We start from the raw sequence: 14,469 nt of genomic DNA on the forward strand, positions 1-14,469 counted from the left end.
GATTGGTTTGTCGGTCAGGGGCGCCCGCGGAGTACGAGCTTCAGTCCATCCTGCTGCTTTCCATCCTTCTGGGACCACGCACTGCGTCAAGGGCGGTTCAGGAACCAGTGGCGCTGTCCCACCAGTCCAGTACGCGGGTGCCGTAAAAGGTGAGCCGCTTCGACGGCTCACCGGCGGGCACATCCACCTCGAACCACACCCGCCCGGGGTGGCGGCGCGCCTGCAACCAGGTGCCGTCCGGCCCTCTGGCAGCACGGATCAGGTGCATCGCCTCGGCGAGTCGGGGATCGGGAGCGGTGCCGTCGTGCAGGGCTGCCGCCCGAAAATAGTCCGCGGCGCCCAGCACGCTGTAAAACCAGCGGAACTCGGCGGTGCCGGCCAGAGCTGCGGCGTCGACGCCCCAGTCGCGCAGGTCCAGCAATGCCCAGGTCGTTGCCGTGTACGGCTGCCCGGCATCGGCTGCGGCCTCTGGCCCGCTGAAGTCGAAGTCCCCCGGAAAGTAGGCGCCGCCGGCCCACTCACCAAGTTTCGGATCGATGGTCATGGGCAGCACAATACCCGCCCCGCAAACGTTGCGAATATTTCAAGAACGTATATGATTCAACAAACGATAATAGAACACCACGTTCTATTATCGAACAAGCAATGAGGCTGGCATTCGACCTGCCGCAGACCACACACAGAAGTGAGGAAGCCGTGCAGTTTCACCACCACGGGTACGTGTCCACCGATCCCCGCACACAGGATGCAGCCGGGGTCGGCATCGACCGCCCCAAGGAGCTCCCCGACAACGTCGACGTTCTCATTGTGGGAACCGGCCCGGCCGGCATGATCACCGCCGCCCAGCTCTCCCAGTTTTCGGGCATCACGACCCGCATCGTGGAGCGTCGCGGCGACCGGCTCCCGATCGGCCAGGCCGACGGCATCCAGGCGCGCAGCGTCGAGACCTTTCAGGCCTTCGGTTTCGCCGAGCGCATCATCGCCGAGGCCTACCGCATCACCGAAATGGCGTTTTGGAAGCCGGACCCCACCAACCCGGCCAACATCATCCGCACGGCCCGCGCCATCGACGACCCCACCGGCATCAGCGAGTTTCCGCACCTCATCGTCAACCAGGCGCGCGTGCTGGACTACTTCGCCGAGGTGATGGCCAATTCGCCCACCCGAATGACTCCAGATTTCGGCTTTGAATTTGTCGGCCTCACGAACACCGACGAGGGCGATTATCCCGTCACGGTGACACTCCGACACACCGTGGGAGCAGAAGCGGGCCAGGAGCGCATCCTGCACGCCAAGTACGTCGTCGGAGCCGACGGCGCCCGTAGCGGTGTGCGCGATTCCATCGGGTGCACGCTCGCCGGCGACGCGGCCTTCCACGCCTGGGGCGTCATGGACGTGCTCGCCGTCACCGACTTTCCCGACATTCGTACCAAGTGCGCCATCCAGTCCGGAACCGGCGGCAGCATTCTGCACATTCCGCGCGAGGGTGGCTACCTGTTTCGCATGTATGTCGACCTTGGCGAAGTGGCCGCCGACGACAACGGCGAGGTGCGCAAGACGTCGATCGACGAGATCATCGTCAAGGCGAACGAGATTCTGCACCCCTACACACTCGACGTGAAGAACGTCGCCTGGCACAGCGTGTACGAGGTGGCCCACCGGCTCACGGACCGATTCGACGACGTGCTGCCGGAGGAGGTCGGCATCCGCTCGCCACGGGTTTTCATCATGGGTGACGCCTGCCACACGCACAGCGCCAAGGCTGGCCAGGGCATGAACGTCTCGATGCAGGACGGCTTCAACCTCGGTTGGAAGCTCGGCTACGTGCTCGACGGCCGCAGCCCCGAAAGCCTGCTCAGCACCTATTCGGCCGAGCGTCAGGTCATCGCTAAGAACCTGATCGACTTCGACAAGGAGTGGTCGTCGCTCATGGCAGCGAAGCCGGAGGATCTCAAGGTTCCGCTCGAGGAGTTCTACACCCAGACAGCGGAGTTCCCCTCCGGCTTCATGACGCAGTACCCGCCGTCGATGTTGATCGGCGAGGTCACCCACCAGTCGCTCGCCACCGGATTCCCCATCGGCAAGCGCTTCAAGTCCGCCCCGGTCGTGCGCGTCGCCGACGCCAACCCGGTGCAGCTGGGCCACCACCACCGTGCAGACGGCCGCTGGCGCTTGTACGCCTTCGCTGACGCCGACAACTCCGCCGTCGCCGACTGGGCCGAGTGGATGCGCACCGGTCTCGACTCGCCGCTGCTCGCCCACACCCCGGCCGGCGCCGACGTCGACAGTGTCTTCGACGTCAAGGTGATCTACCAGCAAGACCACACCGAGGTCGACCTGGGCCAGGTCGACACGGCGTTCCTTCCGACCACCGGCCCGTTCGGACTGATCGACTACGAGAAGGTGTACGCCGCCGACCCGGAAGACGGCATCTTCGAGCAACGCGGCATCAGCAAGGGCGGCGCCGTGGTCGTGGTGCGCCCCGACCAGTACGTCGCGCACGTGCTGCCCCTGGCCGCCACCACCGAGCTCGCCGCGTACTTTCGGCAGATGCTGCTCGTTCGGTAGACGCGACGACAGACGGCATCCGCGTCGACGAGCGGATGCCATCGGTCGCCACCCTTAGTCGGCCGCGGGACGCTGCCGGCTGCGTTTTGTGGCCGAACGCTGCTGTTTGACGGCGAGGTGACGCCGGGCCGATCCGCGGGTGGGTTTGGTCGCGCGGCGCGCGGCCGGTTCCGCGGCCAGCCCTGCGATCACCAGGTCGGCGAGCTTGCGCAGGGCAATCCCGCGATTGCGCAGTTGGGACCGCTGCTCGCTGGCGGCGACGGTGACGACCCCGGAAACGAGGCGGTGCCCGAGTCGGGTGAGCAGCAGCATCCGCTCATCGTTGGAGAGCACCGTGGAGTCGGCGACGTTCCAGAACAGCTCGACGCGGCTGTCGGAGGTGTTCACATGCTGGCCGCCGGGCCCGGACGATCGGGAGAACCGCCAGCCGAGCTCGCGCTCGGGAATGGTGAGCGCGGGCGACACCTCAAGATCCATCTCTCTAGCGTGGCACGATCTCGGCGCAGGTGAAAAAGAAGCCTATCGGCAATCATCACTGTCAAGATTTTCGATTTGCGGATACCATCTGCGGCGCAACGATGTAATACCAATCCGTTTGGCAGTGGGCTACGAACTGAGGCTATCTCACTAAACCGTCGGGATCGTCTCGATGGGCGAGGTCACAAAGGAGTGAAACGTGAAAAAGAACATGAAACTGGTGCTCGGCGCGAGTGCTGCCGCGCTCATCGCCCTGTCGCTGGGCGCCGCCCCGGCATCAGCACATGTCCCGAACTCAGTGCGCGGTAACGTAGTGCTGACAGCCCACCTCACGGAGCTTAACGACTCCGGGGCGTCGGGTAAAGCGTTCGCGGTCGTTCGTGGCGAGACCATTCGAGCGATCGGTCTCCGCGCGAGGGGTCTAACGCCCAATGCTCCACACGCCCAGCACATCCACTACGGGGAAGAGGCAATGAACGAGTGCCCCACGATGGCGTTGGACAGCAACGCTGACGGACGGTTGAGCACCGTCGAGGGCATTCCGGCTTACGGGCCCGTTGTGGTGTCTCTCAACACCAGTGGAGACACCACGCCGGCCAGCTTTCTGGACGTTACCCGGTTCCCCGTTTCGAAGAACGGCTCCTATAACTACCTCCGAACCAAGATCGGCTTCACGGATGTGGCCGGGACCGGCGAGGATAATGGCAACGGCACCGCTGCCGACATCGCCGAGGCCATCCGCGACGGTGAAGGCGTCGTCGTGATCCACGGAGTCGACTACAACGGCAACGGGGAATACGACTTCGAGGCGGGTGCCAGTGAACTTGACGGCAACCTCCCCGCCGAGGCTACTGACCCGGCCGCCTGCGGAGTTCTGCACTAACTGCAAGCAGTTCGATCAAAGCTGAGGTCCAGGGCACGCACAGCGCCCTGGACCTCAGCCTCGTTCTCGGCAACGGTTAGCGTCGGGTCAGGCAACCGTCCGGGCGCGACGTCGTTCATGGACAGCGTCGATCTCGTCACATTCGGTGTGCACCTTTCTAGAACAGAGGCCAAGGCACCGCAGGCATGTCGCCGCTCGGGGCCGGGAATCGTGCGATCGTGCGCAATCGGCCGCAACGCTCGGCGAGCGCGGCGATTTCGTCGGCGCTGAGGAGGCCAGCGAGCGTGTCGCCGAGGGCACCGTTCAATTCGGCGCTGACGCGGTCGATGCCGTCGAGCTCGTCGGTGCTGAGCATGTCGCCGAGCCACCCCCAGAGCACGGTGCGCAGCTTGTGCTCAGCGTGAAAGGTGAGTCCGTGGTCGACGCCGTGCCGATGACCGTCGGGCATCGGCAGAATGTGGTCGCCCTTGCGATCGGCGTTGTTCACGACGATGTCGAACACGGCCATGCGTCGAAGCGCGGCCGTGTCTTCGTGGATGAGGGTGACCATCCGTTCGTTCTCGTCGCGCCCGTCGAAAACGTGGCGCCATCCAGACTCTGGCACGGCCTCGGCGGCCACGATGTCGACGGCGGTCTGGGTCGGGTCGGCATCCTGCCAGAGCTGCACCATGCCCTCACCCATCGGGCCGCCCCGCAACCAGGTTTGCGGCACCACGTTCCAGCCGAACGCCTGCGATACCAGATAGGCGGCCACCTCGCGGTTCGCCAGACCGGCGAAGTCCCAGAGCACATGCTCCCCCGCGACCGGCTTATAGACGACCGCCGCCCCGTCGATGCTGGCGAGAAAAGTCGCGTTCGACGCTGTAGTGATGCGGCCCGTGAGCCGCAGCTCGCCGTTCTGCAGGTCGGGGTCGCTCATCAGATGTCGGGCAGGGTGCAGGTGTGTCCGTCGGGGTCCACGGGGTAGCCGCACAGGGGGCAGATGGGCCGCCCGGCACCCACGACCTCACGGGTACGCTTCGCGAAAGCGCGTGCGGTGCCGACGGGTAGGCGCACCAGCAGCATTTGCTCTATCTCCACCAGGTCGGGCGCATCGTCGTCGCCTTTTTCGTCTTCGTCTTCGTCTTCGTCGCCCTCGATCAGCGGGTAGGCCTCGATCACGACCTGCACGGTCGACGGATCCCAGCCGAGGCTGAGGGCACCGGTGCGAAATTCTTCCGCGACGGGCTCCTCCAGCGGGTCGTTGTCGACGAGCTCGACGGGTGTCGTGGTGGGGATGCTGAACGGGTTGCCCTCGAAGGTGATCAGCTGGTCGAGAATCTCGTCGATCTTCTCGGCGAGTAGGGCCGACTGCTGTTTCTCTAGCGCAATGCTCACGATCCGGGCGCCGGCGCGCACCTGCAGGTAGAACGTGCGCGACCCGGGCAGGCCGACCGTACCGACGACGACTCGATCTGGCCAGTCGAATTCATGAACGATTGTGGGCATACAAATACTCTAAACGTCTCAGGTGCGCGGAGCCTGAGGCCCGGCCCCGCCGCCGACCGGCGCGTCGGCCGAGAGGATGCTAGTCGCCAGCCACGACAAATCGCCTCCATCGGTGTTGGTGGCGTGAACGCTCGGCCGGCCAGCGCCGTACCGCACGATCGAAACGGATGCCGGGCCCACGTTGATGCGCTGGAACAGATCCAGGTGCATGCCGAGCGCGTCGGCCAGAATTGATTTGATGATGTCGCCGTGACTCACCGCCACCCAGACGGCGCCGGGCCCGTGCTCAGCCTCGAAGGCAGCGTCCTGGCGTCGAATGGCGGCTACCGAACGCGCCTGCATGGCGGCCATCGACTCGCCGCCCGGAAAGACAACGGCCGACGGCTGGGTCTGCACGACGGACCAGAGGTTCTCGGTGGCCAGATCGCTCAGGGTGCGGCCCTGCCACCGGCCATAGTCGCATTCGGTGAGTCCCTCGTCGAGAGGGGTCACCAGGGAGCCGACCTGATGGTCGATGATCAGTTGCGCGGTTTGCCGGCAGCGCTCCAGGGGGCTTGAGACCACTCCTACCAGCGGCACCGGCGCGAGCCGCTCGCCCGTGAGGGCGGCCTGTTCACGCCCGATCTGGTCGAGGCTGACCCCGAGGGTTCGTCCAGCCAGCACTCCGGTGGCGTTTGCGGTGGTGCGACCGTGCCGCACGAGAATAACTGTTGCCATCTGCCCAGCCTAGACATCCGCTTGTTTGTCTTCGACCGCACTGCGCAACGGGAGGGTGCGCACGGGCGCACCCCACACCCTGTACGACGCGGCGACCGCGGGGAATGGATGAGAGGATGGCGGGCTTGTCGATCACCACAATGCGATCGTCGCGGTGAATCACGTGGATCAGCCCCGGAACAAAGGCCTCCTCGGCCAGATCGCGGTGGAATCAGACGAAGGTGTACGGCCGGTCGGGGTCGCGACCGAAGACGGCCGTGCCCGTTTCGTAGCGCAAGTGGCGAACGCCGGGGCATCCTCTGATGGTACGTCGCACCGCCGTCACGCGCCTATCGACAGCAGCACGTGGTACACAACGTAGACAGGCCAGACGATCGCCTGCAGCAGCCCCAGAATGACGCCCCAGAACGTACCATTAGAATCCGAGACGAAATAGACGGCCGCTCCAACGTAGGCCAGGAAGAACATGAAACCCCACGGCCCGTCCCGAACGATCACGCGCGATCTGCTGTCTCTGGTCACAGTTACTCCGCCCCTCGCGGTTATCTTCGCATTCATTGCAAAGAGTAGCCCGATCCGCGCCATATATTGACCCTGCTAGATTTGCGTCATGGCCGAAACATCAGTCCACGACGAGATCGCTGCCTTTGTCGCCGAGCGTGACTGGGCCCAATTTCATAGCCCAGAGAACCTCGCCAAGAGCATCTCCATCGAGGCCGCCGAACTACTCGAGTGCTTCCAATGGACCCCCGATGCAGACACTGCGCGCGTGAGGGAAGAACTTGCCGACGTACTCACCTACTGCTTTCTGCTAGCCGATCGCATCGGAGCAGATCCGAATCAGATCGTGCTCGACAAGCTGGCGGTAACGAAAGAGAAATATCCAGTCAGTAAGGCTCGGGGGCGAAGCACCAAGTATGACGCCCTTTGAAATCGAACGACTCGACTTCTCGCAGGAAGCCGTTAAGGTCTGGGCGCCTCTGGACCGCCGCAATACCAACTGGCCAGTCGTGTACGTGCTTGACAACGCCAGGGCGGAGCGCCCTCTCGTACGTGGGGGGCGACTCGATGACGTCTATGTCGGCGAATCCCGCAATGCGGCCGCACGAATGCATCAGCACTTCGCCTCTGCTGAAAAGCAGCATCTGAGCACCATCCGAGTCATCGTTGATGCGACTTTCAATAAATCGGTCTGCCTCGACCTGGAATCGTACCTAATTCGGATGCTCGCCGGCGACGGTTCCTATCGCGTGCTGAACAGAAACGACGGAATCACCGAGGCCGACTACTACGATCGCGCCCTTTATCAAGAGAACTTTCGCGAGGTTTTCGAGCAACTCAGGAGCGACGGGGTATTCACCCGGAGTATTCCCGAGATCGAGAACAGCGACCTGTTCAAACTGTCACCCTTCAAGGCACTCGCGCAAGATCAAGCCATCGCTGTCGAAGGAATCCTCGAGGGACTGTTCGCCGATCTCGAGGCCGGCACGGCCAGCACTATCGTCGTGCAGGGAGAGCCGGGCACCGGCAAGACGGTCGTCGCCATATACCTGCTCAAGCTCCTCGTCGATATCGCCAACAAGATCCCGGCCGAGGACCTCGACGGTGACTCACTATTCTCCGAATTCTTCGTCGAGGGATACCGCGAACTGCTCACAGGAATCAGCATCGGCTTTGTGGTTCCGCAGCAGTCGCTGCGCGAATCGATCAAGAAGGTGTTCCGCAAAACGCCTGGACTAAACCCGGCCATGGTGATGACCGCGTTCGAGGTCGGGTTCGCCGAAGACAATTTCGACCTGCTCATCGTTGACGAATCCCACCGTTTGAACCAACGAGCCAATCAGCCCTCTGGCGTGCAAAACAAGAATTTCAGCGTCATCACCCAGAAGCTCTTCGGAACCGACGATACGTCGAAGACCCAGCTCGATTGGATCACCGCGAAGAGTACCCACCAGATCTTCTTGCTCGACGAGGCGCAGAGTGTTCGGCCCGCCGATCTCCCGCCCGAAGTCCTCGGGAAGCTCGTGCGGGTGGCGAAAGCCACACGACGTCACCACCCCCTCCTGTCGCAGATGCGCGTGCAGGCGGGTGCCGACTACGTCGGCTATATCCGGCGTCTTCTCGGCACCGCATCCCTGGGCGACCGGCCGTTGACGCCTGAGACCTTCAACGGGTATGACTTTCGCATCTTTGATGACATCGCCACCATGCGCGCGCAGATCCGCCGCAAAGATGCTGAGGCGGGTCTTTCGCGCCTGCTGGCCGGATTCGCGTGGCCGTGGACCACCAAGACCGACACAACCGCCTACGACATTGAAATCGACGGCACCCGGCTGAGGTGGAACAGCACCCAGACCGACTGGATCGCATCATCGAAGTCGCTCGACGAGGTCGGATCGATCCACACGGTGCAGGGCTACGACCTGAATTACGCCGGTGTCATCATCGGCCCTGACCTTCGGTACGACCCCGTCAAGCGCCGACTCTTCGTCAAGCGGGAATCGTACTTCGACAAGAAGGGCAAGGAGAACAATCGCGTCCTGGGCAAGACCTACGATGACGACGACCTCCTGCGGTTCGTGAGCAATATCTACGCGGTCCTGCTCACTCGCGGGATCCGTGGGACATACGTCTACGTCTGCGATCCGGCGCTGCGCGCGTACCTGCACGAATACATTGCCGAAGCTGTAGCGCCGTAACGATCACTCCCCTATGCCGATCAAATTCTGGCCGTGCTCCTGCAGAAATTCCAGCGCATCCCCATAAGAAGCCCCGACGAGTCGATTCTGCGCTGCTGTTGACCCAAGTTGCTCTCTCCCCGCCACTCGGCGCAAACTAGGAGTACCGGATCGCTATTGAGTCTTCCGCCTGCGGCTGAGGAGCTCACTATGACCGAACCAAACGACGCGCGCGTCGGCCTCTATATCGACTTCGACAACATCGTTATCTCACGCTACCAACAGCTGCACGGGCGCAACGCTTTCCAGCGCGACGGCATCCGCGATTTCAATAAGAAGAGCCCGGATGCCGACCCCGAGATCGCCGCTCGACTCACCGCCGCGACGGTTGACTTCAACGCCATCATCGACTTCGCCGCGTCGTTTGGCACCCTCGTGGTCAATCGTGCCTACGCCGACTGGTCGGTGCCGGTCAATGCGAGTTACCAGCGCCAGCTCATGTCCCGAGCGGTGGATCTGACCCAGCTGTTCACCACCACGACCCGCGGAACCAAGAACGGGGCCGACATCCGTTTGGCCGTCGACGTGGTTGAAGACCTCTTTCGGCTGCCCGACCTGACCCACGTAATCATCATTGCCGGCGATTCGGACTACATCGCCCTCGCCCAGAAGTCGAAACGGCTGGGCCGCTTCGTGGTGGGAATCGGCGTCGCGGGCTCAACGAGCACGTCGCTTGCGGCTGCGTGTGACGAGTTCGAGGACTACGACTCGCTGCCCGGGATCGGGTCTGCCAGCCCGGCCGTCACAGAGTCGCCGCGCGAGAGCCCGAAGGCCGCCGAACCTGCTCCCACCAAGGTCGACGCGGTTACCAGTCCTGCACGCAGGCTCATCACCATTCCCATGTTTTCGCACACCGAAGACGCGCAGTACGACGAGCCGGAGCCCGGTGATGACATTGACCCGCAAACTCTGGCCACTGACCTCCTGGTGCGCGCCCTGCAGATCGGTCATGCCAAGGGCGATGCCGACGAGTGGCTCAACACGGGCACGATCAAGAATCAGATGCGCCGCATGGACCCATCTTTCAACGAGAAGCCGCTTGGCTTTCGTTCCTTCACCGACTTTCTCTCCTCGCGCAGCGACCAGGCTGAGCTGAAGGAAGACGGCCCGCACCGGCTCATCCGTCTGCGGCCCGAGGCTGAAATCAAACGCTAAGCCTCGTTTCAGGGTAACGGCGAGGGAACGAGCCGCACGTCGTCTCCGACCGCCACGGTGCCCGGGCGCAGCACTTCGGCGTAGATACCGAACATGATGTCGCTTGAGCGCAGTCTGTAGCCGGCGAGGGTTTTCAGGAGGTCGCTCCCGCGAGTGCCGGTCACGGGGTCGACGTCGATGACGGCGCACCGCGGAATACCGTCTTTCACGAGAAGGCGAGCTCCACCAAGCTCCAGTTCACGGCCGACCCAGGAGTCTTCGACATGAGCCTCGGCGTCGCCGGTGTCGATCGTGAAAGTAGAACGGAATCGACGCGAATCGACCGTCATGTTGGATTCTCGGGCCAGCCGGGCCAGGGAACTCGTCGTGCTGATCGTAATCGAATCGCCGTAGACCACGGCTCCCGCGACCGCGCTCCGAGTGAGAACCACCCTGCGCCCCAGCAAGCGGGAGAACTCCTGAGCCCAAGGGCCCTCGACCACCTGCATGGGCGTGTGTCGACCCCAATAATCGACTTCAAGCACGTCCCCCGTCAGGGTGGGCTTCTCGGCGATCCGGCGGCCGTCGATCGCCACGGAGAGCACCCCGCCAGCCCAGGTGGCCTCACAAGACACCAACAGCGGATGCTCGACGGTCTTCAACACCGTGCCGGCGTGCCGATCGACGACGGCGAATTCACGATCGCCGACGGGGCCCTCGGCCGCGAGCAAAAGATCTGTTCGCGGCTGGTGGCGGCCGCCTTTGAGCGGTGACACACCGATATCTCGAATTCGCATGATGGAGGTCAGCCTAGCGAGAGGCGGGGTGGTGCACGAGGCGAGCCGCACTGGGAGCAGCCGGTTTGTCTCGACTATCGGTGGGATCCGCATCCGTTGTCTCGGTCGTGAGCAGATGCTAGCGCGGGGGCGATCCCGACGATGTGTTCATGATGCCTCGTAGAAGGCGGTAAGCTCTTACAGTTGTCTTCCGCAGATTTTGAACGCTGAAATCGCATTGTGGAAGCGGCGGGCTGTGGCGCAGCTTGGTAGCGCACTTGACTGGGGGTCAAGGGGTCGCAGGTTCAAATCCTGTCAGCCCGACCAAAAAAACCGGTCGTAAAACTGTTTACGAAACGGTCATAAATGAAATCGCTCCTGAGAATTCTCAGGAGCGATTTCTGTTTTAAGTCTGTTTTCTGATGAAATATGTTGTCTCGCCACGTGTTTGTGATGATCCCGCGTGCCAAGTTCAGGTTCGGGTGACTTCGGGGCGTTTTGTGACGCTTCGACTTGTCTCGAATGCTGTGAGGTTTGACCCTCTCGTGCCGTGTGGTTGGCTCTTGTGGCGGTTTACTCTCGCCGGGGAGGGCCACCGGTTCTTGGCGACGCGGTAAGCAACGAGGGCCAGCAATGCGGCGGAATGAGCCACAGGACCCCACCAATAGACGTCCACGAAGAATCCAGAACCGAAAGCCACGCCCAGACCGGCTACGGCCAAAGCGAGTGTCAGCACCACGCTGACGCTGATCAAAAACACCCACGCCATCCGGCTGCCACGCCAGATACCGATGAGAATGAATGCGTGAGGTATCGCCCAGACGAAAGCCCAGAACGGGTGGTCGGTTGCGATATAGCCCAGAGCGGTGAGCACCGTGGCAATCCCAAACCATACTCCCGGCCTGATACGAGAGACTTTGGACCGAATTCCCCACATGGATGCAGCCTACTCAGGCAAACACTCGTGGAGCGTCCGGAGCATCCGAAGCGTCCCTGTCGGCTCACTCAGCGGCTAACCTCGAATAATAAAATATCCCCTGTTGCTTCCAGCCCCCTAAAACCGCCCATGGGATGCGAGACGTTGGCGAAATCCGGCCGCCCCGGTTCGACTTTCGTTCAGCGCTCCTTATCGAATCCGACAGGCCGCTAATCCGGCTGGGTGATTCGGGTGAGTAGTTGAGCGAGTGCGCTTCGTTCTGCCTGTGACAACGGCTTCAGGATGTCTTCCTCGGTGCAAATATGGTCTGGCAACACCTTGTCGATTAGCTCCCGTCCGGAGCGGGTGAGTCGAACGAACTTTCCACGTCCATCGTCGGGATTGGGTTCACGGGTCACGAGTCCGAGGCTGTCCAAGCGGTTCAGTCGCTGAGCAACGGCGCTAGTTGTGATCATACTGTTTGCTGCGAGTTCGGCGGGGGTCACTCGGTAGGGCGGCCCTTGACGTGCCAGTGTTGCTAGAACGTCGAAGGTTGGGGCGTCGATGCCATGAGCGCCGAAAATGGCCGCCAGCCGGGCGTCCACGTGCGCGGACTCCCTGCTCAACCGACCAATGACAGCCATGGGAGATGGGTCTAAATCTGGTCGCTCGACGCGCCATTGTTCGACGATGTGGTCTATGTGGTGCATTTATCTACAGTATCGCTAAGAGCTTAGATAGTATGTCTAAGTTCTAACTGCTTAGCGAAAAATGATCTTTGATCCTTCTAACCTCAGTCGCCCCCGCGTCATGGGGGACGACCTATTTCACGTCCTGCACCTTCTTGATCGCTGACCACCCCCTTCTTGCCGCGACCGATCGCAGCCGGCGCAGGAGGATTCGTTGGAGTAGCGCTCATCGCCCTGCGCTTTCAAGCAAGGCTCGATCCGATCGGCGTCACGGCCGCGGTTTTGGGCGCGACTTCAATGGCATTCGGAGTAGTTCTGACGAAAAAATGGTCAGACGGTCAATCGCCGATCGTCACCACCTCGTGGCAACTCATAGCCGGCGGCATATTGCTCGCCGCAATAACAATCCTCTTCGAGCCACTGCCAGCGCACGCCCCCTCGATTGGTAATCTTGCCGGATACGCGTACCTCACGTTCTTCGGCACTGCCCTTGCGTAAGTTGTCTGGTTTCGTGGAATCAAACTACTTCCCACACGGATGCCCGCATTCCTCGGACTGCTCAGCCCGATCGTTGCTCTAGCCATCGGTGGGTTCGCAGCGCACGAGACGCTGACGTGGATCCAAGCTTCCTGCGTCTTCCTCGTTTTCGTATAGGTCGTCGCGGTCTTCACAGGGCCAGCAGGGGCATCAACCCGTGGTCCCCGACGAAGACGTGGTTCAACAGCCTTCGCTTTAACGGACGCACGGCCACCTGGTTCATCCAGGATCAACTCAGCGACGAGAAACGTCGACGGTAGAGAATTCCCGTGACTGATCGTTCTCGGCACCGAGCGGACGTCACAGCAGGGGCAGCGTTATCACCGCGAGACTGCCGGCCGATCGATGGGTTTGCGGATGTCTCCGACGCGATTGGACCATCAAAAGAAAAACCTGTCTCCGTCCGCGAAGTCGCAAACATTGCGGGGAATGAGGGTCCTGCGCAGGTTGAAGACCTTTCAGTTGAAGCAGATGCCGCCCCGCGGTCCCGAGAAGAATCCACAGACTGGATGCCCGAACTCGCCACGATATCCACCATCGACCGGCCGGTGATCGCCCAAAAAGGGTTCAGGGGTTTTCTCGGCCGTCTAGGGATTCGTCTCCAGCCGGGGGAAAACGAGAAAGCTGAGAATCGTGCGATGGCCGAGCAAAGCCGCGACGAAGAGATCGTCCGGCAAGCGACTTGGACCCGGGCCGTTAGTGTTCTTGTCGCGAACCGTAAAGGGGGGGTCGGTAAGACGCCCGTATCGCTGATGCTTGGCGGTACGCTAGCTGCCGTGCGTGCCGGCTCGGTCTGCATTCTCGAGGTTTCCGACGACCCCGGTGCCCTTACCTATCGCTCCGAAGGGCATCCCCGCCTTGGTCTCGGCGAGCTGATGAGAGACGTGGATACGATAACCAGCGCGGGGCAACTCGCCGGGTACACCGCGCCCCAGACCTCCTTTGCCTCAGTCGTCGGCACCACCAGCGACCGAGCACGGCTGACGCACGATGACGTCATTGCCCTTTCTGCCACAATCGACCGGTATTACAGTATTCGCCTGATGGACAGCGGAAACCAGTCCAGCTCGTCGGCCTTCGATGGTGCAGTGGAGACCGCGGACGTTCTGGTCATCCCTGTCTTGAATGCGCCGGACGCCGTGTACGAGGCGATCGGGCTCTTGGAACGGCTTCGTTCCGACGGGGGCAAGGCCGCTGACCTCGCAAAGCGCGCCATTATCCTCCGGTTGACGGACGGACGCCCCGAGCATGCTCGGGTTCTCGAACGTGTCGACCGCATCCTCGCGGACTCTGGGGCCGCCGAAGTGTTCAACGTGCCCTACGACGCCCACATTGCAGAACGCGGCCAGATCACACTTGGGTCGCTCAACCCGATAACTCGTCGAGTGTTTGCCGCCGTGGCGGCCGGCGTCGTGCGGTCACTTCACTCGCGGAGTCAGCCGGGAACACTATGAAAGGCACATACTGGAACAGCTCCGGGGTCGCAGCATCCGCACCCGCAACCCGAATAGCGGCACACGCAAAGAAGTCCCAGACCCTCGAAACG

15 protein-coding genes and 1 tRNA gene are annotated in these 14,469 nt (G+C 62.3%); 8 read left to right on the forward strand and 8 right to left on the reverse strand.

Translation table 11 applies throughout. The features are described from left to right. Nucleotides 1–97: 97 nt before the first annotated feature. Entirely contained in the window at nt 98–544 is a 447-nt protein-coding gene (locus QMK31_RS12480; protein ID WP_502853100.1) for a hypothetical protein, read from the reverse strand. Nucleotides 545–696: 152 nt separating this feature from the next. Here QMK31_RS12480 and QMK31_RS12485 point away from each other — a divergent pair, with 152 nt between their 5' ends. After that, complete coding sequence (locus QMK31_RS12485) at nt 697–2,568, forward strand: FAD-binding monooxygenase (protein ID WP_283501317.1); 1,872 nt, start codon at nt 697–699, stop codon at nt 2,566–2,568. A gap of 54 nt (nt 2,569–2,622) precedes the next feature. Here the strand turns inward: QMK31_RS12485 and arfB are convergent, their stop codons facing one another. After that, nucleotides 2,623–3,045, reverse strand: coding sequence for an alternative ribosome rescue aminoacyl-tRNA hydrolase ArfB (arfB, locus tag QMK31_RS12490; RefSeq protein ID WP_283501270.1), 423 nt, complete (start codon nt 3,043–3,045; stop codon nt 2,623–2,625). 199 nt (nt 3,046–3,244) lie between these two features. Here arfB and QMK31_RS12495 point away from each other — a divergent pair, with 199 nt between their 5' ends. Next, on the forward strand, nt 3,245–3,928 hold the full coding sequence (locus QMK31_RS12495) for a hypothetical protein (protein ID WP_283501271.1): 684 nt from the start codon (nt 3,245–3,247) through the stop codon (nt 3,926–3,928). A 157-nt stretch (nt 3,929–4,085) separates the two neighbouring features. Here the strand turns inward: QMK31_RS12495 and QMK31_RS12500 are convergent, their stop codons facing one another. The 4 genes from QMK31_RS12500 to QMK31_RS12515 all read right to left on the reverse strand — a co-directional run bounded on the left by QMK31_RS12500 (nt 4,086) and on the right by QMK31_RS12515 (nt 6,655). Then, complete coding sequence (locus tag QMK31_RS12500) at nt 4,086–4,847, reverse strand: SCO1664 family protein (protein ID WP_283501272.1); 762 nt, start codon at nt 4,845–4,847, stop codon at nt 4,086–4,088. After that, a complete protein-coding gene (locus QMK31_RS12505; RefSeq protein ID WP_283501273.1) occupies nt 4,847–5,416 on the reverse strand; it encodes a DUF3090 domain-containing protein in 570 nt (189 codons plus the stop codon). The genes QMK31_RS12500 and QMK31_RS12505 overlap by 1 nt, the downstream gene beginning before the upstream one ends. A gap of 18 nt (nt 5,417–5,434) precedes the next feature. Then, a complete protein-coding gene (locus QMK31_RS12510) occupies nt 5,435–6,133 on the reverse strand; it encodes a histidine phosphatase family protein (protein WP_283501274.1) in 699 nt (232 codons plus the stop codon). A 321-nt stretch (nt 6,134–6,454) separates the two neighbouring features. Further along, nucleotides 6,455–6,655, reverse strand: a complete 201-nt coding sequence (locus tag QMK31_RS12515) for a hypothetical protein (protein ID WP_283501275.1) — start codon at nt 6,653–6,655, stop codon at nt 6,455–6,457. Nucleotides 6,656–6,743: 88 nt separating this feature from the next. Here QMK31_RS12515 and QMK31_RS12520 point away from each other — a divergent pair, with 88 nt between their 5' ends. The 3 genes from QMK31_RS12520 to QMK31_RS12530 all read left to right on the forward strand — a co-directional run bounded on the left by QMK31_RS12520 (nt 6,744) and on the right by QMK31_RS12530 (nt 10,026). Then, nucleotides 6,744–7,064 (forward strand): nucleotide pyrophosphohydrolase, encoded by a 321-nt coding sequence (locus QMK31_RS12520; protein WP_283501276.1) that lies wholly within the window; start codon nt 6,744–6,746, stop codon nt 7,062–7,064. Then, complete coding sequence (locus tag QMK31_RS12525) at nt 7,051–8,832, forward strand: DUF2075 domain-containing protein (RefSeq protein WP_283501277.1); 1,782 nt, start codon at nt 7,051–7,053, stop codon at nt 8,830–8,832. Before QMK31_RS12520 ends, QMK31_RS12525 begins: the two co-directional genes overlap by 14 nt. A gap of 189 nt (nt 8,833–9,021) precedes the next feature. Next, entirely contained in the window at nt 9,022–10,026 is a 1,005-nt protein-coding gene (locus tag QMK31_RS12530) for an NYN domain-containing protein (RefSeq protein WP_283501278.1), read from the forward strand. An 8-nt stretch (nt 10,027–10,034) separates the two neighbouring features. On the opposite strand, the gene QMK31_RS12535 is transcribed toward QMK31_RS12530, so the two are convergent. Beyond that, nucleotides 10,035–10,802: an MOSC domain-containing protein gene (locus tag QMK31_RS12535; protein ID WP_283501279.1), complete on the reverse strand. Its 768-nt coding sequence runs from the start codon at nt 10,800–10,802 to the stop codon at nt 10,035–10,037. A gap of 229 nt (nt 10,803–11,031) precedes the next feature. Here QMK31_RS12535 and QMK31_RS12540 point away from each other — a divergent pair. Next, nucleotides 11,032–11,108 (forward strand) — tRNA-Pro (locus QMK31_RS12540). Nucleotides 11,109–11,927: 819 nt separating this feature from the next. Here QMK31_RS12540 and QMK31_RS12545 read toward each other — a convergent pair. Continuing rightward, on the reverse strand, nt 11,928–12,407 hold the full coding sequence (locus QMK31_RS12545; protein ID WP_283501280.1) for a MarR family winged helix-turn-helix transcriptional regulator: 480 nt from the start codon (nt 12,405–12,407) through the stop codon (nt 11,928–11,930). A 156-nt stretch (nt 12,408–12,563) separates the two neighbouring features. Here QMK31_RS12545 and QMK31_RS17395 point away from each other — a divergent pair, with 156 nt between their 5' ends. Further along, nucleotides 12,564–12,884 (forward strand): EamA family transporter, encoded by a 321-nt coding sequence (locus QMK31_RS17395; RefSeq protein ID WP_502853104.1) that lies wholly within the window; start codon nt 12,564–12,566, stop codon nt 12,882–12,884. 548 nt (nt 12,885–13,432) lie between these two features. Further along, on the forward strand, nt 13,433–14,377 hold the full coding sequence (locus QMK31_RS12555) for a MinD/ParA family ATP-binding protein (protein WP_283501282.1): 945 nt from the start codon (nt 13,433–13,435) through the stop codon (nt 14,375–14,377). Nucleotides 14,378–14,469 lie beyond the last annotated feature (92 nt).

Source organism: Cryobacterium sp. PH31-O1 (assembly GCF_030063455.1).
In the GTDB taxonomy this organism is placed as follows: Bacteria; Actinomycetota; Actinomycetes; order Actinomycetales; family Microbacteriaceae; genus Cryobacterium.